This is a genomic window from Saccharopolyspora sp. 6M (assembly GCF_020176775.1).
GTDB lineage: Bacteria > Actinomycetota > Actinomycetes > Mycobacteriales > Pseudonocardiaceae > Saccharopolyspora_C > Saccharopolyspora_C gregorii.
In genome coordinates this window covers 1-20,030 of sequence record NZ_JAIUJZ010000128.1, presented here as the reverse complement: position 1 = coordinate 20,030, position 20,030 = coordinate 1, and the positions used below count along the sequence as shown (strand labels likewise).

The window sequence follows — 20,030 nt, the reverse complement described above, 5'->3', positions numbered from 1 at the left end:
CGACGGCCCGGAGGGCGGAACCGATGGCGCAGGCGCTGACCGTGTTCTTCGACGACGCGACCGAGCGGCGGTTGCGGGCGCTGCGCGAGAACGCGGCCGCGGCGCGGGTTCCGGTGCTGGACGGCCGCCCGGGCGTGGTGCTGGCGTCGGCGAGCTCGATCCCGGCCGCCGCCCGCGCGGCGCTGCGCGCCGAGCTGCGGTCGCTGTTCCTGCCGGACCTGTGGTTCTCCACGCTGGGCACGTTCCCGGGCGAGGACGCGGTGCTGCTGCTGACGGCGGTGGTGGACGCGGAGCTGCTGGCGGTGCACTCGGCGGTGCACGACGTGCTGGCGGGCCGGGTGTCGAACCCGTCGGCGTACCACTTCCCCGGGGCCTGGATCCCGCACTGCGCGCTGACCCCGGCGCTGGGCGGCGCGGAGCTCACCGCGGGGTTCGACGCGCTGCGCTCGGCGGAACCGGTGCGGGCGGCCGTCGCCGAGGTCGCGGTGCTGGATTCCCGCGACGGCACCGCGGACGTGCTCGTCGCGCGCTGAGCACCGGGCGCTCGATCAGCGGTGCCCCCGATCCGCCTCTCCGAGCGCCGGTCGATGCCCGCCGAGCGCGGAGCACGGCCCGCGCCCCGGCCCCGGAACGGGTGATCCGCGGCCGTCCGAGCGCCCGCCCACGGACTCGCGGAACCCCGCCCACCAGCGAAGTCGATCCCTCCACTGTGGACTACGAGGGGTGCTCGCCCGAGTTGCTCCCGCCCAGGTGAGGGGCCACTTTGGACCGGCATCCTGTCACGCGGCGTGAGGAGCGAGATGGACGTCGAAGGCGTGAGCATCGTGGCGCGCGGGATCACGGCCACCGGACCGGAGGGCATCGTCTTCGAGAACGTCGACGCCCGCGTGTACCCGGGCGAACTCGCCGTCGTCCTCGGCGAGGGCGGCACCGGCCGCACCTCGCTGCTGCTCGCGCTGTCCGGCAGGCTGCGCACCGTCGCCGGGCGCATCGAGATCGATGAGGCCCCGCGCCGCGCCGGCCTGGTGCGCAAGGTCGTCGTCCCCGCCCGCCTCTCCCCCGGTTTCGAGCTGGACGGCAGGCTCCGGGTCCGGGAGGCCGTCCGGGAGCGCCGCATCACCGCCCGCGTCAGCGCGCAGGACGTGGACCGGGCGCTGGCGCTGGTCGGGGTGGACGTCGACCGGGCCGCGCTGATCGACGAGCTCTACCCGGACGACCGGCTGCTGCTCGCGATCGCGCTCGCCACCGCGGGCGGCCCGCCGGGGATCGTGGTGGACGACGTGACCGCCGGGCTGCTGCCCTCCGGGCGCAACCGGGTGTGGTCGGCGCTGCGGGCCGTCGCGGACACCGGGACGACCGTGCTGGCCAGCGCCACCGAACCCGGTTCGGAGGCGGACGTGCTGATCCGGTTGCCGTACAACGTCGTCGACTTCGGCGACGACACCGGCGGGCTGCCGCTGTTCAGCTCCACCGCGGGCGAGGACCTCCGATGAAGGCGATCTACCTGGCGTGGCTGGAGCTGCGGCGCTTCCGCGGGCCGTGGCGCCGGTTCGCGCCCGCCGTGCTGATCCTCGTCCCGCTGCTGTACGGCGTGCTGTTCCTGTGGTCCAACTGGGACCCGTACGGGCGGACCGCGCAGGTGCCGGTGGCGGTGGTCAACTCCGACCGGCCCGCCGATCACAACGGGGAGCAGATCAACGCCGGCGAGCAGTTCGTGCAGCAGCTGCGCACCACCGACACGTTCCAGTGGCACTTCGTCGACGCGGGCACCGCGCGCAGCGGGCTGGAGGACGGCCGCTACTACTTCACGATCCGCGTCCCGGAGGACTTCAGCACCCGGCTGGCGCAGTCCACGCGCAGCTCCCCGCAGCGCCCCGCGGTGCTGCTGACCAGGAACGACGCCAACGGTCACCTGGCCGGGATCATGGCGGACGCGGCGCGCTACGAGCTGCAGAACCAGATCAACGCCGCCGCGTACGCCGCCTACGCGCGCGGGCTGTACGGCGACCTCGGCGAGGTGCGCGGCAAGCTCGGCACCGCGTCGGAGGTCTCCGAGCAGCTGGTGCAGGGCACCCAGCTGAGCAAGCAGAGCACCGGGGCGCTGGCCCGCGGGCTCAGCGGGGTGCGGGACGGCGCGGGCCGGGTGTCCGGCGGGGTCCGGGACGTCGCGGCTGCCTCCGCCGAGCTCGACGACAAGCTGTCCTCGATCACCGACTTCACCGGGCAGCAGCTGCCCGCCACCACCGATGCGCTGCTGGACGCGAGCTCCTCCGCGGTCGCCGACCTGAATTCGATCTCCGGCGGGGCCGCGGCGGCCCAGCGGCAGGCAGGCGGATCGGCCGGGGCGCTGGAGCAGCTGGCCCAGCGGCACCCGGGCCTGGCCGACGATCCCGCGTACCGGTCCGCGCTGGCCGACGCGCGGCGGCTCGCCTCCACCACCTCGGCGCTCGACGGCACGGCGCGGGACGCGCAGCGCTCCGCCGCCGAAGCCCAGGACCGGGCGCTGGCGCTGCGCGACGAGCTGGCACCGCTGCAGGAGGCGGCGAACGACCTCGCCGAGCCCGCGAGCCGGTTGCGGCTCGCCTCCGCGGAGCTCACCGGCGGCTCCGGCGGGCTCACCCAGGGCGTGAACGCGCTGGTCGCGAACATCGGTGTCGCGCAGACCAGCTCGGGGCAGCTCAACGACGGGGCGCGGCGACTCGCCGACCAGGTGCGGGACAGCCTGGACCGGATGCCGCCCGCCGGGCCGACGGAGGTCGCGCGGGCCTCCTCCGAGCTGGGCACGCCGTCGGCGGTGCGGGCGACGACGCTGAACTCCGCCGACGTGTACGGGCGCGGGGTGGCGCCGCTGTTCTTCGCGATCGCGCTGTGGGTGTTCGGGTTGTTCGCCTACCTGCTGTTCACCCCGCTGAACCAGCGGGCGCTGGGCGGGCGCACCAATCCGCTGTCGATCGCCGTCGGCGGCCTGCTGCCCGCGGCGGTGCTCGGGGTGATCGGCGGGCTGGTGCTGCTGGGCGCGATGGACCTGGGGCTGGGGCTGGACCCGGTGGACCTGCCTTCGGCGGTGGGGCTGGTCGCGCTGGCGGCGGCCGCGTTCACCGCGGTGAACCACTTCCTGCGGGCGGCGTTCGGCGTGGTCGGCGGGCTCGTCTCGGTGGCGCTGCTGCTGGTGCAGATCACCGCATCCGGCGGGCTGTACCCGGTGGAGACGGCCCCGGCGCCGTTCCAGGCGCTGCACGCGGTGCTGCCGATGAGCTACCTGGTGGACGGCCTGCGAGTCGCGTTCACCGGTGGCGAGCCCGCGCACCTGGCGCGGGACGCGATCGTGCTGGGCGGCGTGCTCGTCGGGTTCCTGGTGCTGACGTCGCTGGTGGTGCTGCGGCACCGGACGTGGACGATCGGCAGGCTGCACCCGCAGCTCGAACTGTGAGCCCCGCTGCGCTGCTCGTCATGCCCCGTGCGGGCCCGTAGGCTGGGTGCATGGCTGTTGTGAAGATCAACGCGATCGAGGTCCCCGAGGGCTCCGGCCCCGAACTGGAGAAGCGCTTCGCCGGGCGCCACGGCTCGGTGGAGGACTCCCCCGGGTTCCTCGGCTTCGAGCTGCTGCGGCCCGTGCAGGGCGACAACCGGTACTTCGTCTACACGAAGTGGGAGTCCGAAGAGGACTTCCAGAACTGGGCGCAGGGTCCGGCGAAGGCCGCGCACTCCGGCGAGCACAAGAACACCGTCGCCACCGGTTCCAGCCTGCTGGAGTTCGAGGTCGTGCAGGCCAAGCACAAGGACGCGTGAGCGACCTCCCGGGCGGGCGCCGCGCCCGCCCGGGATTCGAGGTGGAGGAGCGCGGTGAGCACGGACGCGATCGCCGCGGCGGCGGAATCCGTCGCCGGGGCGGAAGCGCTGCTGGTGTGCGCGGGCGCCGGGATCGGCGTCGACTCCGGGCTCCCGGACTTCCGCGGCGACACCGGTTTCTGGCGGGCGTACCCGCCGTACGAGCGGCTCGGGTTGAGCTTCGTCGAGGTGGCCGATCCGGTGCACTTCGCCGAGGACCCCGAGCTGGCGTGGGGTTTCTACGGGCACCGGCTGGGGCTGTACCGCGAGACGGTGCCGCACGAGGGCTTCGCGATCCTGCACCGGTGGGCGCGGCGGATGCCGCTCGGCGCCCGGGTGTTCACCTCGAACGTCGACGGCCAGTTCCAGGCGGCCGGGTTCGCCCCGGAGCACGTCGCCGAGTGCCACGGCAGCATCCACCGGTTGCAGTGCCTGGAACCGTGCACGGACGACGTGTGGTCGGCGGCCAACGTCTCGGTGCGGGTCGATCCGGCGACGATGCGCGCGGAACCACCGCTGCCCGTCTGCCGGAACTGCGGCGGCACGGCGCGGCCGAACATCCTGATGTTCGGGGACTGGAGCTGGGTCGCCGGGGACGCGCAGCCGCGGCTGGACGCCCTGCAGGAGTGGCGGCGCTCGTTGCGGGCGGCACGGCTGGTGGTGGTGGAGCTCGGCGCGGGCACCGCGGTGCCGACGGTGCGCAGGCACGCCGAACTGGCCTCGGCCGCCTCCGGCGCGCTGATCCGCATCAACCCGCGCGAACCCGACGTGCGGCACGGTCGCGGCCTGTCCCTCCCGGAACCGGCGCTACCGGCCCTGCGCGCCATCGACGCCTCGCTCAACGCGTGACCGCCCGCCACTGCGAGCACAACACCCGGCGAGCAGAACCGCGCCACCGCAGATCGTGTTCGCTTCCCGTCAGCGCGAAGCGCTGAGCCGCCGACCACGCACGCTTCCGGACCACCCGCGGGTTCTCAGCGGGATTCTCGCGAGGACGGCTTTTCCCTCGTGGCGGAGCCACTGAGGTTCCGCCACCCCGCCCCCGGAGCAGGACGAGTCCGGCGCAGCCTCAGCCAGAGACCACCAGGTGGGCGCTGATCGCCCGGTGGTCGCTGCCGGGCACGTCGTGCACCTGGTAGCCCTGCGCCACCAGGCCCTCGCTGACCAGCACGTGGTCGATGGTGACGCGCGGCGTCCAGCCCGCACCCCAGGTCGGGGCCAGCCCGTCCCCGGTGACCTCCGCGACGTCGGAGTAGCCGCCGCCGAGCAGCGCCCGCAGCGGCGAGTTGTCCAGCGTCGCGTTGAAGTCCCCGGCGAGGATCCGCGGCGCGGCGCGCTCCCCCGGCGGCCGCGGCATCGCGTCGATCTCCTGCCGCCAGCGACCGGCCGTGTCCGCGCCCATCGGGTAGAGCGGGTGCACCGCGACGAACTCGACCTCGCGGCCGCCCGGCAGCCGGATCAGCGCGGACGGCTGGGCCAGCGAGGTCGGCGGCACCAGCGCCAGCTCGCGCAGCGGGAACCGGGAGGCGATGCCGCTGCCGTCCGCCCGCGGTCCGCTGTGCAGCACCCGGTGCGGCAGCAGTGCCGCGAGCCCGGCCCGGTCCAGCGCGGCGACGGCCTCCGGGGTGAGCTCCTGCAGGCTGAGCACGTCGATCCGCCCGTCCCGCACCAGGTCCACGACCCGTTCCGCGTCGGCCTGGCCGAAAAACAGGTTGACCGACAGCACGCGCAGCGGTGAACCTTGCACCGGCGTCGGCGAGTCCGGGATCGCCCGGGGGAGCACCAGGACCGCCAGCACCACCGACAGCAGCCCCACGAGCAGCGTGCTCAGCCACCGGCGCAGCGCCAGGCCCAGCACGGTCAGCACCACCCCCACCGGCACGGCGTACGGCAGGGTCGCGGTCAGCGCGATCAGGTAGCGGTTCGCGGTGTCGAACCCCAGCAGCACAGGGGCCGCCCACGCGGCGGTGCCGATCACGGCCAGCAGGAACAGCGCGGTGGCGCATCCGCTCCTGCGCGCGGATCCGGCGTCGGGTTCGGCGACCGCCGCGCCCATCCAGCACCCCCGATGTCGTGCGGCTCACCCGCGCTGCCAGCGCGCTGTGCGCGCGCTGTCAGCGCCACCCCCGATGGTGGGGAGCATAACGAATCGAGGAGGCGGCATGTCCTATGCGATCCAGGCCGAGGGCCTGGTGAAGCGCTTCGGCGCGACCACCGCGCTCGACGGCGTCGACCTGGCCGCGCCGACCGGCTCGATCCTGGGGGTGCTCGGGCCGAACGGCGCGGGCAAGACGACGGCGGTGCGCATCCTGGCGACGCTGCTGCGGCCGGACGCGGGCCGGGCCACCGTGGCGGGGCGCGACCTGCATCGGGAGGCGGTGGCGGTGCGCGGCCGCATCGGGCTGACCGGGCAGTACGCTTCGGTGGACGAGGAGCTGACCGGGGTGGAGAACCTGGTGCTCATCGGCCGGTTGCTGGAGCTGTCCCGGCGGGACGCGCGGGCGCGCGCGGCGGAGCTGCTGGAGCGCTTCGGGCTCACCGACGCGGGCGGTCGCGCGATCAAGACCTACTCGGGCGGCATGCGCAGGCGGCTCGACCTGGCGGCGAGCATCGTGGGCAGGCCGGAGGTGCTGTACCTGGACGAGCCGACGACCGGGCTGGACCCGCGCAGCCGCAACCAGGTGTGGGACATGGTCACCGGGCTCACCGGCGAAGGCGTCACGGTGCTGCTGACCACCCAGTACCTGGAGGAGGCCGACCAGCTCGCCGACCGGATCAGCGTGATCGACCACGGCCGGGTGGTGGCCGAGGGCCGCGCCGACGAGCTCAAGCGGCGCACCGGCAAGCAGACCCTGCAGGTGCGGCCCAGCGGTGCCGAGGACGTGCCGGAGGTGCGGCGCATCGTCGCCGAGCTCACCGGCGTGCAGCCCGCGACCGACGACGAGGGCGGCCTCATCACCGCCCCGGTGGACGATCCGGTGCTGCTGTCGGCCCTGGTCCGCAGGCTCGACGACGCGGGGATCACCGCCGATGAACTGGCCTTGCGGCTGCCCAGCCTGGACGAGGCGTTCCTCGCCCTGACCGGGAAGCCCGCCGCGGAGGAGGGGACCGCAGCATGACCAGCACGATCGAACGCGGCACCGGGGCCGAGCCGTCCCCGCCGCCGCAGGAGCGCATCGGACCGCTGCGCACCGTGCGGCACGGGCTGACGCTCGCCGGGCGCAGCGTGCTCAAGATCCGCAAGTCGCCGGAGGGGCTGCTGGACGTCACGTTGCAGCCGATCCTGTTCCTGGTGATGTTCGTGTACCTGTTCGGCGGTGCGATCGCCCAGGACACCGGCGCCTACCTGCAGCAGACGTTACCGGGTGTGATGGCGATGAACATGATCTTCGGCAGCCTCGGCACCGGGATGCAGCTCAACACCGACATCAGCAAGGGCGTCTTCGACCGGTTCCGCAGCCTGCCCATCGCCCGCTCGGCGCCGCTGATCGGGGCGGTGTTCGGCGACGTGGTGCGCTACGTGGTGTCGGTGGCGGTGCTGCTGGCCGTGGCGACGCTGATGGGGTTCCGCATCGAGACCGGGCCGCTGCAGGCGTTCGCCGCGTTCCTGGTCGCGTTGGCGTTCGCGCTGTCGATGTGCTGGATCACGGTGTTCCTCGGGATGCTGATCCGCAGCCAGCAGGCGCTGCCGGGCGTGGCGATGGCGTTCATGTTCCCGCTGACGATGGGCAGCAACGTGTTCGTGCCGACGGAGACGATGCCCGGCTGGCTGCAGGCGTGGGTGCAGGTGAACCCGGTGACGCAGCTGGCGGACACCGCGCGCGGGCTGATGATCGGCGGGCCGGTGGCCGGGCCGCTGACGGCGACCGTGATCTGGATGGTGGTGTTGACGGCGGTGTTCTTCCCGCTGGCGATGTGGGCCTACCGGAAGCGGGTGTGAGCCCGCCGGGCGGGAGGCTCTCGGGGGTCTCCCGCCCGGCTTCACCGCTGGTCGCGGTCCAGTGCGGAGCGGAGCTCGGCGAGGGCCGCGGCCCTCGGCTGCGCCGTCGCGGCGTCGAACACCGCCCGGTGCGGTTCTCCGGTGGACGCCAGGCCGTCCCGGGTCCGGCGCACGTCCGGGTCGCCTTCGTCGAGGGCGCCGCGCAGCGCGACGGCCAGCCCGAGCAGCCGCGCCGCCCCGGGCTGGTCGCCGGCGTTCCACCGCCAGCGCGCCGCGCACTCCGCGACGGCCGCCGCCTCCGGCGCGCTCCGGATGCCGGCACCGCCGTCGAGGGCCTTCGCGAGCAGCGCCGGAGCCTCGTCCGGGCGCCCCCGGTCGAGCAGGACCCCGGCGCGTTGCCGCAGCAGTGCCGGACGCAGCAGGGCGCCTTCTTGCTCGTCCGTGCCGATGCGGTCCGCCTCGTCCAGGTACCGCTCGGCCTCGTCCGGTCCGCCTTCCAGCCGCGCGCATTCGGCGAGGCCGGTCAACGCCCACACCGCGAACCACGGCCTGCCGCGCGCCGCGATCTCCCCGGCCCGTTCCAGTTCGGCGCGACCGCGGCCGAAGTCCCCGGCCCGCACCCGCTCCACCCCGATGCGCACCATGATCGCGACCAGGTCGACGTCGGAGCGCAGCTGCCGGATCGTTTCCAGCGCCTCCGCCAGCAGGTCGATGGCGCCCGCGTGATCACCGCGCAGCGAGCGGTAGCCGGCGAGGCTGCTGATGCTCTGCGCCCGCCCCCACCGATCGCCGATCCGGCGGAACGCGTCCGCCGCGGTGCGCATGTGCTCCTCCGCGGTCCGCGGATCGCCGCCGTGCTCGGCGCTGATCGCCTGCTCGAACACCGCCGTGGCCCGCACCCACGGGTCGGGGTGCGCGGTGGCGAGCTCGACGACGCGCCGCAGCTCGGTGAACTCGCCGAGGAACAGCCACGCCCCCGCCTCCAGCAGGACGGAGTGCGGGTAGCGGTGCATCGCCCCGCTCTCCGCCGCCGCGACGGCACCGTCCCGCACCTGCTCGAACCAGCCGTCGCCGGTGCCCGCCAGCGCGCGTCCGAGCCGCACCACCGCCCTGGCCTGCGGTGCGGCGGGGCCGGGCAGCTCGGCGACGGCCGTGAACCGGGCGAGCACCTCCTCGCTCCACGCGGACATCGACCAGTACCAGGACAGCGCGGCCACCAACCGCAGCCCGCGGTCGGCGTCGCCCGCGTCGACGGCCCGGTGCAGCGCGGCCAGCAGGTTGTCGTGGTCGGCGTCGAGCCGGTCCATCAGGTCGAGCTGCTCGGGCCCGTGCAGGCCCGGTTGGGTCTCTTCGGCGACGGCGAGGAAGTGGGCGAGGTGCGCGTCGCGGGCCCGGTCGGCCGCTCCGTCGTCGAGGCAGCGCTGCCAGCAGTAGGCGCGCACCGTCTCCAGCATCCGGTAGCGGCCGTTCTCGACCGCGGTCACCAGGGACTTCTCCACCAGCGAGGACAGCACGTAGAAGACGTCAGCGGCGGGCAGCTCGTCGTCGGCGCACACCGCGGTCACCGATTCGGCGCGGACCGCGCCGGTGAACACGGCCATCCGGGCCGCGAGCCGCCGCTCCCGCTCGTCGAGCAGGTCCCAGCTCCACTCGACGACGGCCCGCAGCGTGCGGTGCCGCGGCATCGCCGCCCGGTTCCCGCCGGTGAGCAGCCGGAACCGGTCGTCGAGCCGCGCGGCGATCTGCCGCAGCGGCATCGACCGCAGCCGGGCGGCGGCGAGTTCGATGGCCAGCGGGATGCCGTCGAGCCGCCGGCACACCTCGACGACGTCGGGCGCGGTGCGCTCGGTGAGCTCGAACCCGGGGCTCGCGGCGGCGGCCCGGTCCGCGAACAACCGCACGGCGGCCGCCGCGGCCGGGTCCGTCCCGTCGGCGGGCAGGGCGAGCGGCCCCACCGGCAGCAGTTCCTCCCCAGGCAGCGCGAGCGGTTCGCGGCTGGTGGCGAGCACCCGGAGCTCGGGGCGGCGGCCGAGGAGTTCGTGCGCGAACCCGGCGGCCTCCTCGATGACGTGCTCGCAGTTGTCGAGGACGAGCACGGCCGGTTCGGCGCCGAGTGCCTCGGCGAGGCGGGCGGCGCCGTGCGACTGCGGTGCCTCCAGCAGCCGGGTCTCGCGGATGCCGAGCGCGGCGAGCACGGCCGCGGTGAGGTCACCCCCGTCGCGCACCGGCGCGAGCTCGGCGAACCACACCCGGTGGCCGGTGAGCTCGGCGGCGATCTCGGTGGCCAGCCGCGTCTTGCCCGCCCCGCCCGGGCCGAACAGGGTGACCAGCCGGGACCGGGCGAGCGCGGCGCCGACCTGCGCGATCTCGGCCTCGCGCCCGACGAAGCTGCTCAGCCGGACCGGGAGGGCCTGGTGCGCCGCCGGGGCGGGCGGCGGCGCGGGCTCGTCGCGCAGCAGCTCGGCGCGCAGCGCGGTCAACGACGTCGAGGGGTCGGTGCCGAGGTCGCCGGCGAGCCGGGAGCGGTGCGCCTCGTACGCGGCGAGCGCGTCGGCGCGGCGACCGGCGGCGTGCAGGGCCCGCAGCCGCAGTGCGATGAGCCGTTCGCGCAGCGGGTGTCGCGCGCAGAGCCCGTCCAGTTCGGGGATCAGGTCCGCGTGCCTGCCGATCCGCAGGTCCGCTTCGATCCGGTCCTCCCGCGCGCCCAGCCGGGCTTCGTCGAGCCGCGCGACGTGGGGGGCCGCGAACGCCGCGTCGGCGACGTCGACGAGCGGGTCGCCGCGCCACAGCGCCAGCGCCTCCCGCAGCACGTCGGCGGCACCGGCGGCCTCGCCGGAGCGCAGCCGGGCCCGGCCCGTCGCCACCAACCGGTCGAACCGGTGCACGTCGACGTCGTCGCCCGCGACGTCCAGGACGTAGCCCGCGGCCGTGGAGGTCAGCCGCAGGTCCCCGGTGGCGCGGCGGGCGCGGGAGACGAGCGTCTGCAGCGCGTTCACAGCGGCGGCCGGTTGCGCGGCGCCCCAGAGGTCGGCGATGAGCGTGTCGGCGGGCACCGGTCGTCCCGCGTCGAGCGCGAGCCGGGCGATCAGGGCGCGGACCCGCCGCCCGCCGACCTCGACGGGTTCGCCGTCGGCCGCGCGCAGCCGGAACGGTCCCAGCATCGCCACTCGCACCCGCCCAGCTTCGCAGGGGCCGGGGCGGCGCAGGTCGAGCCGGGTGTGCACCGGGCCGCCCGGCCTGTGGACAACTCGGTGGATCGGGCGGATCACCCACAGCTGATCCACAACCCGGAACAGCCTTGCTGAGCTGCGAGGACACCGCGGCGGCCGGATCGCGCACCCCGGACCGCAGCACACCGGGAACCACGTTTCCACAGGTCAGCGGCACCTCCTTCGCCACGCCGCGATCGAGGGACGGCGATCGTCGGCACCGGCCCGCCCGGCGGTCCTCCCGACGACGGACCTGTCCCCGAGTTGTCCACAGCTCCATCCACAGGAAGTGCAGTTGTCCACAGCAACGCGGCGACCGGTGGAGCGGCCGTGCGAGGGGGATCACAGGGAAGCACTCCCACCGTGCTGGAATCATGGAACAACGGACATACCGCATGATTCGCGCCCAGCGGTTCCGCTCGGCGCGCGGGCGCGGTCGGCGTGAACCGGCGGTTCAGCGACCGGCCCCGCCGCCCAGCACGGGCGCTGCCCACCGAGACCCCAGCCGACCTCCCTCCCCGCCGATGTTCGGAGCCTCGATGCACTCGACCGCACTGGCCGCTGCCGCCGCCGAGCCGACCGGGTTCACCGGTTGGGTCGTCAGCGTGATGGAGACCCTGGGCGGCCCCGGCGCCGGTCTGATCATCGCGCTGGAGAACGTGTTCCCGCCGATCCCCAGCGAGCTGATCCTGCCGCTGGCCGGGTTCGCCGCCAGCCGGGGCGACATGAACATCGTCTCGGCGGTGCTGTGGACGACGATCGGCTCGATCGTCGGCGCCCTCGTCCTGTACTGGCTCGGCGCCTCGCTCGGCCGGGACCGGATGCGGCGGATCGCCGCGCGGCTGCCGCTGGTGAAGGTCGCCGACGTCGACCGCACCGAGGCCTGGTTCGCGAAGCACGGGGTGAAGGCCGTGTTCCTGGGCCGGATGATCCCGCTGTTCCGCAGCTTCATCTCGCTGCCCGCCGGCGTGGAGAAGATGGCGCTGCCGACGTTCGTGCTGTTCACCGGCTTGGGCAGCCTGATCTGGAACACACTGTTCGTGGTGGCCGGTTACCTGCTCGGCGAGAACTGGTACCTGGTCGAGGAGTACGCGGGGATCGTTTCCAAGGTCGTCGTCGGCGCGGTCGTGGTGGCCCTCATCTACTTCGTCGTCGCCCGCCTCCGCCGCGACCGCCGCGAGCAGGACGCGGCCGACGACATCACCGACGAACTCCCCCGCATCTCCGCCGACGAGATCCCCACCCAGCAGCTCCCCCGCATCCGCTGACCGGCCGGACGAGTGGCCCATCCACCCGGTCCCGCTGGTCGGATGGGCCACTCACCTGACACGGAGCGGCTCAGCGAGCGCCGGGCAGCTCGGCGAGGAACCGGCGCCAGGCGGAGTGACCGACGCCGAGAGCCGACCGCCCTCGGGATCCTTCGCGAATCACGCACGAACACACCACGGGCGGTTAAGCGAACCTCGACGCACGCATTGCTGGACCCGGAGCTTCGGGTGCTCTTGAACCAGCCGGTGTCGTAACCCATCACTGCACTTCCTTCAACTTCGCCGCGAGGCGATCAGCCGACTCCTCCGAGGACAACGCGAGCCCTCGAACTCGTTCCATCGCTCGGAACATCGGCACGGTGTCCTCTTCGCGATCATGGTAGGTCGCCGGGCCGTGCGAGGCGTTGAACGCGATTCTCGGTGCGGTGCCACCGAAATCCAGCGTGATGAGCCCACCGCCCAGCAGCGGATTGCTCGGCGCGTTGCGCTCGACGAGCTGAAGCGTGACGTCCGATCGCTCGCCAAGGTCGAGCAGGTGCTCAAGCTGGCCGCGCAACACCTCCGGGCTGCCGACGACCTGGTCGAGGGCCGTTTCGGTCAGCACCAACGCGATGTCCTTGGACTCGGGGGCTTCCAACACGCGTCGCTGTTGTTCGAGCCGGAAAGCCAGCCGCCGCTGGACCTCCGCCGCCGAGGACGGCCACCAGATCCCGTCGCACGCGGTGAACACCGCTCGCGGGTAGTCGGCGGATTGCGCGAGGCCGGGCACGATCCCGGTGTCGTAGAAGCCGATCGCGCCAGCGTCGGCCTGCAGGTCGGCGAGCCGCTCGAAGGAACGCGGCAGGTCGTCGGGGCAGGTCGGGCCGCGGGTGCGCTTGCGCGCTTGCAGGCCGAGCGTCAGCGCGACGGCGCGCTCGACGAAGACGGGTGAACGGACCGTTCGCCCAACGGGATCGGACGACCCGCCCGCCCGAACCCGCCGCGACCGGTGCCGAACGCGAAGCGGCCCCCGCACCGGTGTGGTGCGGGGGCCGCGTTCGGATCAGGGATCCGGGGTCACTCCTCGGAGTTGTCCTCCCGCGAGGACTCCTCCGCGGAACCGCCCGAGGACGCCAGGTCCACCGGCGGCGAGTCCGGGACGGTGGACGGCTTCTGCTCACCGCGGAAGGTGAACACCGCCTCGTCGTCCTTGCCCTCGCCGTCCCAGTTGTCGACGTCCACGATGACGATCTGCCCGGCTTCGATCTCGCCGAACAGGATCTTCTCGGACAGCCGGTCCTCGATGTCGCGCTGGATGGTGCGGCGCAGCGGCCGGGCACCCAGCACCGGGTCGAAGCCGCGCTTGGCGAGCAGCTTCTTCGCCTTCGTCGTCAGCTCCAGGGACATGTCCTTGCCCCGCAGCGCCTTCTCCACCCGGCCCGCGAGGAGGTCGACCATCTGGATGATCTCGTTCTCGGTGAGCTGGTGGAAGACGATGACGTCGTCGATCCGGTTGAGGAACTCCGGACGGAAGTGCTTCTTCATCTCCTCGTGGACCTTGGACTTCATCCGCTCGTAGTTCGAGTCGGCGGAGTTGCCCGCGGAGAACCCGAGGCCCACGGCCTTCGAGATGTCCTGGGTCCCGAGGTTCGAGGTGAAGATCAGCACCGTGTTCTTGAAGTCCACCGTGCGGCCCTGGCCGTCGGTCAGGCGGCCGTCCTCCAACACCTGCAGCAGCGTGTTGTAGATCTCCTGGTGGGCCTTCTCGATCTCGTCGAACAGGACCACGGAGAACGGCTTGCGGCGGACCTTCTCGGTGAGCTGGCCGCCCTCCTCGTAGCCGACGTAGCCCGGAGGGGCGCCGAACAGCCGCGAGGCGGTGTAGCGGTCGTGGAACTCACCCATGTCGATCTGCACGAGCGCGTCGTCGTCGCCGAACAGGAACTCGGCCAGCGCCTTCGACAGCTCGGTCTTACCGACACCGGACGGACCGGCGAAGATGAACGAGCCCGAGGGACGCTTCGGGTCCTTCAGCCCGGCGCGGGTGCGGCGGATCGCCTGGGACACGGCCTTGACCGCGTCGTCCTGGCCGATGATCCGCTTGTGCAGCTCGTCCTCCATGCGGAGCAGACGGGTGGTCTCCTCCTCGGTGAGCTTGAAGACGGGGATGCCGGTCCAGTTGGCCAGCACCTCGGCGATCTGCTCGTCGTCGACCTCCGCGACGACGTCCAGGTCACCGGCCTTCCACTGGGTCTCGCGCTCCTCCTTCTGCCCGAGGAGGGTCTTCTCCTCGTCGCGGAGGCGCGCGGCCCGCTCGAAGTCCTGGCCGTCGATGGCCGACTCCTTGTCCCGGCGCACGTCGGCGATCTTCTCGTCGAACTCGCGCAGGTCCGGCGGAGCGGTCATCCGGCGGATGCGCATCCGGGCCCCGGCCTCGTCGATCAGGTCGATCGCCTTGTCCGGCAGGTAGCGGTCGTTGATGTACCGGTCCGCCAGCGTCGAGGCCGCGACCAGCGCGCCGTCGGTGATGGACACCCGGTGGTGCGCCTCGTACCGGTCGCGCAGGCCCTTGAGGATCTCGATGGTGTGTTCCAGCGAGGGCTCGCCGACCTGGATCGGCTGGAAGCGGCGTTCCAGGGCCGGGTCCTTCTCGACGTACTTGCGGTACTCCTCGAGCGTGGTCGCACCGATGGTCTGCAGCTCACCGCGGGCCAGCATCGGCTTGAGGATGCTCGCGGCGTCTATGGCGCCTTCGGCCGCTCCCGCTCCGACGAGGGTGTGGATCTCGTCGATGAACAGGATGATGTCGCCGCGGGTCTTGATCTCCTTGAGCACCTTCTTCAGGCGCTCCTCGAAGTCACCGCGGTAGCGGGAACCGGCGACCAACGAGCCCAGGTCGAGCGTGTAGAGCTGCTTGTCCTTCAGCGTCTCGGGCACCTCGCCCTTGACGACCTTCTGCGCCAGGCCCTCGACGACGGCGGTCTTGCCGACGCCGGCCTCGCCGATGAGCACCGGGTTGTTCTTGGTGCGCCGCGAGAGCACCTGCATGATGCGCTCGATCTCCTTGTCCCGGCCGATGACCGGGTCGAGCTTCGACTCGCGGGCGCTCTGCGTCAGGTTCCGGCCGAACTGGTCCAGGACCAGCGACGACGACGGGGTGCCCTCGCCGCGGCCACCGGCCTCGGCGGGCTCCTTGCCCTGGTACCCGGACAGCAGCTGCAGCACCTGCTGGCGCACCCGGTTCAGGTCCGCGCCGAGCTTGACGAGCACCTGGGCGGCGACGCCCTCGCCCTCGCGGATCAGCCCGAGCAGGATGTGCTCGGTCCCGATGTAGTTGTGGCCGAGCTGCAACGCCTCCCGCAGCGACAGCTCCAGCACCTTCTTGGCCCGTGGGGTGAACGGGATGTGACCGCTCGGGGCCTGCTGGCCTTGGCCGATGATCTCCTCGACCTGCTGCCGCACGCCTTCCAGGGCGATCCCCAGCGACTCCAGCGCCTTGGCGGCGACACCCTCACCCTCGTGGATCAAGCCCAGGAGGATGTGCTCGGTGCCGATGTAGTTGTGGTTGAGCATCCGGGCCTCTTCTTGGGCCAGGACGACCACCCGCCTCGCGCGGTCGGTGAACCTCTCGAACATTCGCACTCCCTGACTGCTGCGCCGGCGGTGTTGTACCGGGACACGGCTCCTGCTCGCCGATGCCCGCGAAGGGTTCAGCACTCTGGGGTCCACTGTAGTAGCCGCACCCCGGCGGAGTCCGGACCCGCTGGCAGCCCGCCGCACCCGTTCGCCGCCTTGCCTGTCGTCCAACGAGCTGCCGACCTGCGGCATTCCGCTCTGACCCGAGTGGGGGCCGATGTCCGCTGAGCGCGAACAAGACCCGGAGCCGCGGCGCTCGTCCACTCGTTCAGGTGGCCACGGTCGACTCAATCTCGCACGGTGGACGCCGCTCTGCCACCAATCGGTACCACCATCGGCGTACCCGTCACCGGGTCGGGGATGACCCGGGCGTTCAGGCTGAAGACGTCCGCCAGCAATTCCTCGGTGAGCACCTCGTCGGGCGCGCCCTGCGCGACGATCGCACCGTCGCGCATCGCGACCAGCCGGTCCGCGTAGCGGGCCGCCAGGTTCAGGTCGTGCAGCACCATCACCACGGTGCGGCCGCTCTCGTCGTGCAACCGGCCGACCAGGTCCAGCACCTCCACCTGGTGCGCCAGGTCCAGGTACGTCGTCGGCTCGTCCAGCAGCAGCAGGTCGGTGCCCTGGGCCAGCGCCATCGACAGCCAGGCGCGCTGGCGCTGGCCGCCGGAGAGCTCGTCCACCGCGCGCTCGGCGAGGTCGCCGATGCCGGTGAGCTCCAGCGCCTCCGCCACAGCCTGCTCGTCGTCCGAGGACCACTGCCGGTACCAGGCCTGGTGCGGGTGCCTGCCCCGCGCGACCAGGTCCGCCACCGTGAGCCCCTCCGGCGCCTGCGGCGTCTGCGGCAGCAGGCCGAGCACGCGCGCGACCTCCTTGGTGGGCATCTTGTGGATCTGCTTGCCGTCGAGCAGCACCTGCCCGCTCTGCGGCGCCAGCAACCGGGCCAGCGCCCGCAGCACCGTGGACTTGCCGCAACCGTTCGGGCCGATCACGGCGGTGATGGTGCCGTCCGGCACGTCGATGTCGAGGCCGTCCACGACGACCCGATCGCCGTAGGCCAGCCGCAGCCGCTCGCCCTGGAGCCGCTGCCGACGCCCGGCACCGGCCGCTTCCTGGCTGGGTGTGGACACGGGTGAGGTCATGCGCGGTCCTCCCGGTACCGACGGATGAGCAAGTAGATCAGGTACGGCGCGCCCAAGATCGCGGTGACGATGCCCACCGGCATCTCCGCCGCGCCGAACGCCGTCCTGGACAGCAGGTCGGCCGCCACCACCAGGGCGCCGCCGAACACCAGCGAGGACACCAGCGGTGGTCGCGCGGACCGGGACAGCCGCAGCGCGATCTGCGGCGCCGCCAGCGCCACGAACTGCACCGGACCGGCCGCCGCGGTCGCGATCGAGGCCAGCACCACGGCGGCGAGCAGCAGCAGGCCGCGCGAGAGGTCCCTCCGCAGGCCGAGGCCGCGCACCGTGTCGTCGTCGAACTGCAGGGCGCCGAGCGCGTGCGCGCCCAGCAGGGTCAGCGGCAGAAGCACGGCCAGCGCGATCGCCGTCGGCACCACGTGGTCCCAGCCGCGGGCGTTGAGGCTGCCCGTCAGCCACACCATCGCCCGCCCGGCGTCGTTCACGTCGCCCACCGTGAGCAGCCAGTAGATGGCGTTCCCGGCGAGCGCGGTGACGCCCACGCCGACCAGCACGATCCGGTACGAGTCGACCCCGCCGCGGTACGCCAGCCCGTAGATCGCGAGCCCGGCCACCAGCCCGCCGGCGAGCGCGATCATCGGCAGGCCCACGGCCTCGGCGAACCCGCCCAGCGCGCCCGCGGTACCGCCGAACACGATCACCGCGACCGCGGCGGCCCCGGCACCCGAGGTGATGCCGAGCATGTCCGGGCTGGCCAGCGGGTTGCGCGCCACGGCCTGCGTGATCGCGCCGGACAGGCCCAGCGCCGCGCCCACCAGCACCGCGGTCAGCGCCCGCGGCATCCGCAGCCCGAACACCACGTAGTGGTCGGCGTAGTCGCCGCCGCCGAACAGCGTGACCAGCACCTGCCCGGGGCTCAGCTGGTACTCGCCGAGCCCGATGTCCAGCAGCACGCAGGCCAGCAGCACCACCAGCCCGCCGAGCAGCACCAGCAGCGGCCGCGGCCGCAGCACCCCGGAGACCGGCCCCACCCGCAGCGGTCGCCGACCGGCGACCCGTCGTCCGGGGGCATCGAGAACCTGAGTCACAGCCGCACCAGCTTCCTGCGCCGCACCAACGCGATGAAGAACGGGGCGCCGACCATCGCCAGCATCACCCCGACCTGGACTTCGGCCGGCCGTGCGACCAACCGGCCCGCGATGTCCGCGAGCAGCACCAGCGACGAGCCCATCAGCGCCGCGAAGGGCAGCAGCCAGCGGTGGTCGGCGCCGGTGAAGAACCGCGCGATGTGCGGCACCACCAGGCCCACGAAGCTGATCGGCCCGCACACCGCGGCCGAGGCACCCACCAGCACCGCGATCGCCAGCACGCCGAGCCGCCGGGTCACCTCGACCCGGTGCCCGAGACCGCGGGCCACGTCGTCGCCCAGCGACAGCGCGTTGAGCCCGGTCGAGTTCGCCAGCCCCAGCACGAGCCCGACGACCAGGAACGGCAGCACCTGCCAGATGACCGCGGGATCGGTGACCGCGATCGACCCGACCTTCCAGAACCGGTAGGTGTCCAGGCTCTGCTGGTCGCTGAGCACCAGCGCCGAGGTCAGCGCCTGCAGCAGCGCGCTGATCGCCATGCCCGCGAGCGCCAGCGTCACCGGGGTGGCGCCGGCCCGGCCCATCGAGCCGATCGCGAACACCGCCAGCGCGCCCAGCAGCGCCCCGCCGAAGCCGAACCAGATGTAGCCGAACAGGCTGCTGATGCCGAACGCGTACACCGCCAGCACCACCGCGAGCGCCGCGCCCTGGGTGATGCCGAGGATGCCGGGATCGGCGATGGGGTTGCGGGTGTGCCCCTGCATCAGCGCGCCGGCGAGCCCGAGCGCGGCGCCGACGAGCACGCCGACGACGGTGCGCGGCAGCCGCAGCTCCCAGATGATCAGGGCGTTCTCCGAGCCCGCGGGCGCGACCAGCTCGGTCCACACGTCGCCGAGCGGGATGGACTTGGCGCCGACGGCGATGCTCAGCGCGCAGCTGACCACGAGCACGCCGAGCAGCACGCCCAGACCGAGCAGCCTGCGCCTGCGGCGCGCGCCGAGCCGCGCGGCCGGTGCTTCCGGCGCATCGCGCTCGGTGCCGGGCGGGCTCCCGACGGTTCCGCTGCGGCTCAAGGTCCCACTCCCACGTCGTCCGGTTCCGCCACTCGGCCCCAAGTTAGGTTAGGCCGACCTAAGGCTAGCCGACGGGTCCCGGCGGGTGGACCGATTCTCCGGAGCTCGCGGACGTACTCCGCGTCACGCCGCGATCACTCCGCCGAGACCAGGACGACGGGTGCGACCCCGCCGGAACCTCCGATCGGAAACCGATTTCCCGTGTTCCGCATCGATTCCGGAAGCCGATCTTCGAGGGTTTTCCCTCGCCTGCGCGGATCGACCGAGTCCGCCACCCGGCAATCTTGCGGCGACCACGGGCGCTCGACGGATGAAATCCCGGCGATAGCGCCGAACGGATCAGGCTCGTGAATCCCGTTCACGAACACCGCCGGCCCCGATTTCACCGCGCGGGCGACCGGATACCCCGGACGGCAGGCGGACGTTCGCGGAATCGACGCGGAACGCCCGCACCCGGACGCGGAAGAGAGCGAGAATCGGCGGCCGAACGCGCGGAACATCATCGGCCCCCCAGCGGCGGCACCGGCGCGCGCAAACAGTCGAGGCCCCGGCCGGAACGTTCGGGCGCGACCAACCGGACCCGCGGCGAACGGGACTCGGCCGCGCATCGGCCGCGGCATTCCGATCCGGGAACGGGCCGCGGCCGGTCGCGGCGGTTCATCAGCATTCCTGGCGCGAACGAACATCGGATCGGTGGCGGGCCCGCCGGGAAGAATCCGGATCCGGCATCCGGTGGAGCGGGCCGAACCCGGATCGGATGCGGCGGATCAGGTGCTGGGGAACCCGATGCCGGGTTCCGCGGCCGAACCGGATCGCGGAACCGCCGCGGAAGCCCGCCGCGGAGCGGCTCCGGCAACGCGCAGGGGG

15 protein-coding genes and 1 pseudogene are annotated in these 20,030 nt (G+C 73.1%); 8 read left to right on the top strand and 8 right to left on the bottom strand.

Annotated elements, in window-relative coordinates:
* Positions 1 to 23 precede the first annotated feature (23 nt).
* The 5 genes from LCD31_RS17560 to LCD31_RS17540 all read left to right on the top strand — a co-directional run bounded on the left by LCD31_RS17560 (position 24) and on the right by LCD31_RS17540 (position 4,677).
* Positions 24 to 533, top strand: coding sequence for a 2'-5' RNA ligase family protein (locus LCD31_RS17560; RefSeq protein WP_224959498.1), 510 nt, complete (start codon positions 24 to 26; stop codon positions 531 to 533).
* Between the two features lie 267 nt (positions 534 to 800).
* The gene (locus LCD31_RS17555) at positions 801 to 1,493 is read left to right on the top strand and encodes an ATP-binding cassette domain-containing protein (protein WP_224959496.1); all 693 of its coding nucleotides are present in this window, start codon (positions 801 to 803) and stop codon (positions 1,491 to 1,493) included.
* Entirely contained in the window at positions 1,490 to 3,430 is a 1,941-nt protein-coding gene (locus tag LCD31_RS17550) for a YhgE/Pip family protein (RefSeq protein WP_224959494.1), read from the top strand. Before LCD31_RS17555 ends, LCD31_RS17550 begins: the two co-directional genes overlap by 4 nt.
* A 50-nt stretch (positions 3,431 to 3,480) precedes the next feature.
* A complete protein-coding gene (locus LCD31_RS17545; protein WP_224959492.1) occupies positions 3,481 to 3,789 on the top strand; it encodes an antibiotic biosynthesis monooxygenase in 309 nt (102 codons plus the stop codon).
* A 54-nt stretch (positions 3,790 to 3,843) separates the two neighbouring features.
* Complete coding sequence (locus LCD31_RS17540) at positions 3,844 to 4,677, top strand: Sir2 family NAD-dependent protein deacetylase (RefSeq protein WP_224959490.1); 834 nt, start codon at positions 3,844 to 3,846, stop codon at positions 4,675 to 4,677.
* 220 nt (positions 4,678 to 4,897) lie between these two features.
* Here the strand turns inward: LCD31_RS17540 and LCD31_RS17535 are convergent, their stop codons facing one another.
* Positions 4,898 to 5,884 carry an endonuclease/exonuclease/phosphatase family protein gene (locus LCD31_RS17535; RefSeq protein WP_224959488.1) on the bottom strand — a complete coding sequence of 329 codons (987 nt, stop codon included), beginning with the start codon at positions 5,882 to 5,884 and terminating at the stop codon, positions 4,898 to 4,900.
* A gap of 106 nt (positions 5,885 to 5,990) precedes the next feature.
* On the opposite strand from LCD31_RS17535, the gene LCD31_RS17530 reads away from it, so the two are divergent.
* Positions 5,991 to 6,947, top strand: a complete 957-nt coding sequence (locus LCD31_RS17530; protein ID WP_224959486.1) for an ATP-binding cassette domain-containing protein — start codon at positions 5,991 to 5,993, stop codon at positions 6,945 to 6,947.
* The gene (locus tag LCD31_RS17525; protein ID WP_224959484.1) at positions 6,944 to 7,768 is read left to right on the top strand and encodes an ABC transporter permease; all 825 of its coding nucleotides are present in this window, start codon (positions 6,944 to 6,946) and stop codon (positions 7,766 to 7,768) included. Before LCD31_RS17530 ends, LCD31_RS17525 begins: the two co-directional genes overlap by 4 nt.
* Positions 7,769 to 7,809: 41 nt before the next feature.
* Here LCD31_RS17525 and LCD31_RS17520 read toward each other — a convergent pair whose 3' ends face one another.
* Entirely contained in the window at positions 7,810 to 10,929 is a 3,120-nt protein-coding gene (locus tag LCD31_RS17520) for a BTAD domain-containing putative transcriptional regulator (RefSeq protein WP_224959482.1), read from the bottom strand.
* A gap of 587 nt (positions 10,930 to 11,516) precedes the next feature.
* Here LCD31_RS17520 and LCD31_RS17515 point away from each other — a divergent pair.
* Complete coding sequence (locus LCD31_RS17515; protein WP_224959480.1) at positions 11,517 to 12,245, top strand: DedA family protein; 729 nt, start codon at positions 11,517 to 11,519, stop codon at positions 12,243 to 12,245.
* Positions 12,246 to 12,439: 194 nt separating this feature from the next.
* Here the strand turns inward: LCD31_RS17515 and LCD31_RS17510 are convergent.
* The 6 genes and pseudogenes from LCD31_RS17510 to LCD31_RS17485 form a co-directional block, all read right to left on the bottom strand.
* Positions 12,440 to 12,505: pseudogene (locus LCD31_RS17510) on the bottom strand (DUF397 domain-containing protein); the annotation flags it as partial.
* Complete coding sequence (locus LCD31_RS17505; protein ID WP_224959478.1) at positions 12,505 to 13,260, bottom strand: DUF5753 domain-containing protein; 756 nt, start codon at positions 13,258 to 13,260, stop codon at positions 12,505 to 12,507. The gene LCD31_RS17505 and the pseudogene LCD31_RS17510, both read right to left, overlap by 1 nt.
* 41 nt (positions 13,261 to 13,301) lie before the next feature.
* On the bottom strand, positions 13,302 to 15,860 hold the full coding sequence (locus tag LCD31_RS17500) for an ATP-dependent Clp protease ATP-binding subunit (protein ID WP_224959476.1): 2,559 nt from the start codon (positions 15,858 to 15,860) through the stop codon (positions 13,302 to 13,304).
* A 287-nt stretch (positions 15,861 to 16,147) separates the two neighbouring features.
* Positions 16,148 to 17,002 carry an ABC transporter ATP-binding protein gene (locus LCD31_RS17495; RefSeq protein ID WP_224959474.1) on the bottom strand — a complete coding sequence of 285 codons (855 nt, stop codon included), beginning with the start codon at positions 17,000 to 17,002 and terminating at the stop codon, positions 16,148 to 16,150.
* Positions 16,999 to 18,090, bottom strand: coding sequence for an iron chelate uptake ABC transporter family permease subunit (locus LCD31_RS17490; RefSeq protein WP_224959471.1), 1,092 nt, complete (start codon positions 18,088 to 18,090; stop codon positions 16,999 to 17,001). Before LCD31_RS17490 ends, LCD31_RS17495 begins: the two co-directional genes overlap by 4 nt.
* Positions 18,087 to 19,163 carry a FecCD family ABC transporter permease gene (locus LCD31_RS17485; RefSeq protein ID WP_373690003.1) on the bottom strand — a complete coding sequence of 359 codons (1,077 nt, stop codon included), beginning with the start codon at positions 19,161 to 19,163 and terminating at the stop codon, positions 18,087 to 18,089. The genes LCD31_RS17490 and LCD31_RS17485 overlap by 4 nt, the downstream gene beginning before the upstream one ends.
* Positions 19,164 to 20,030: the final 867 nt, after the last annotated feature.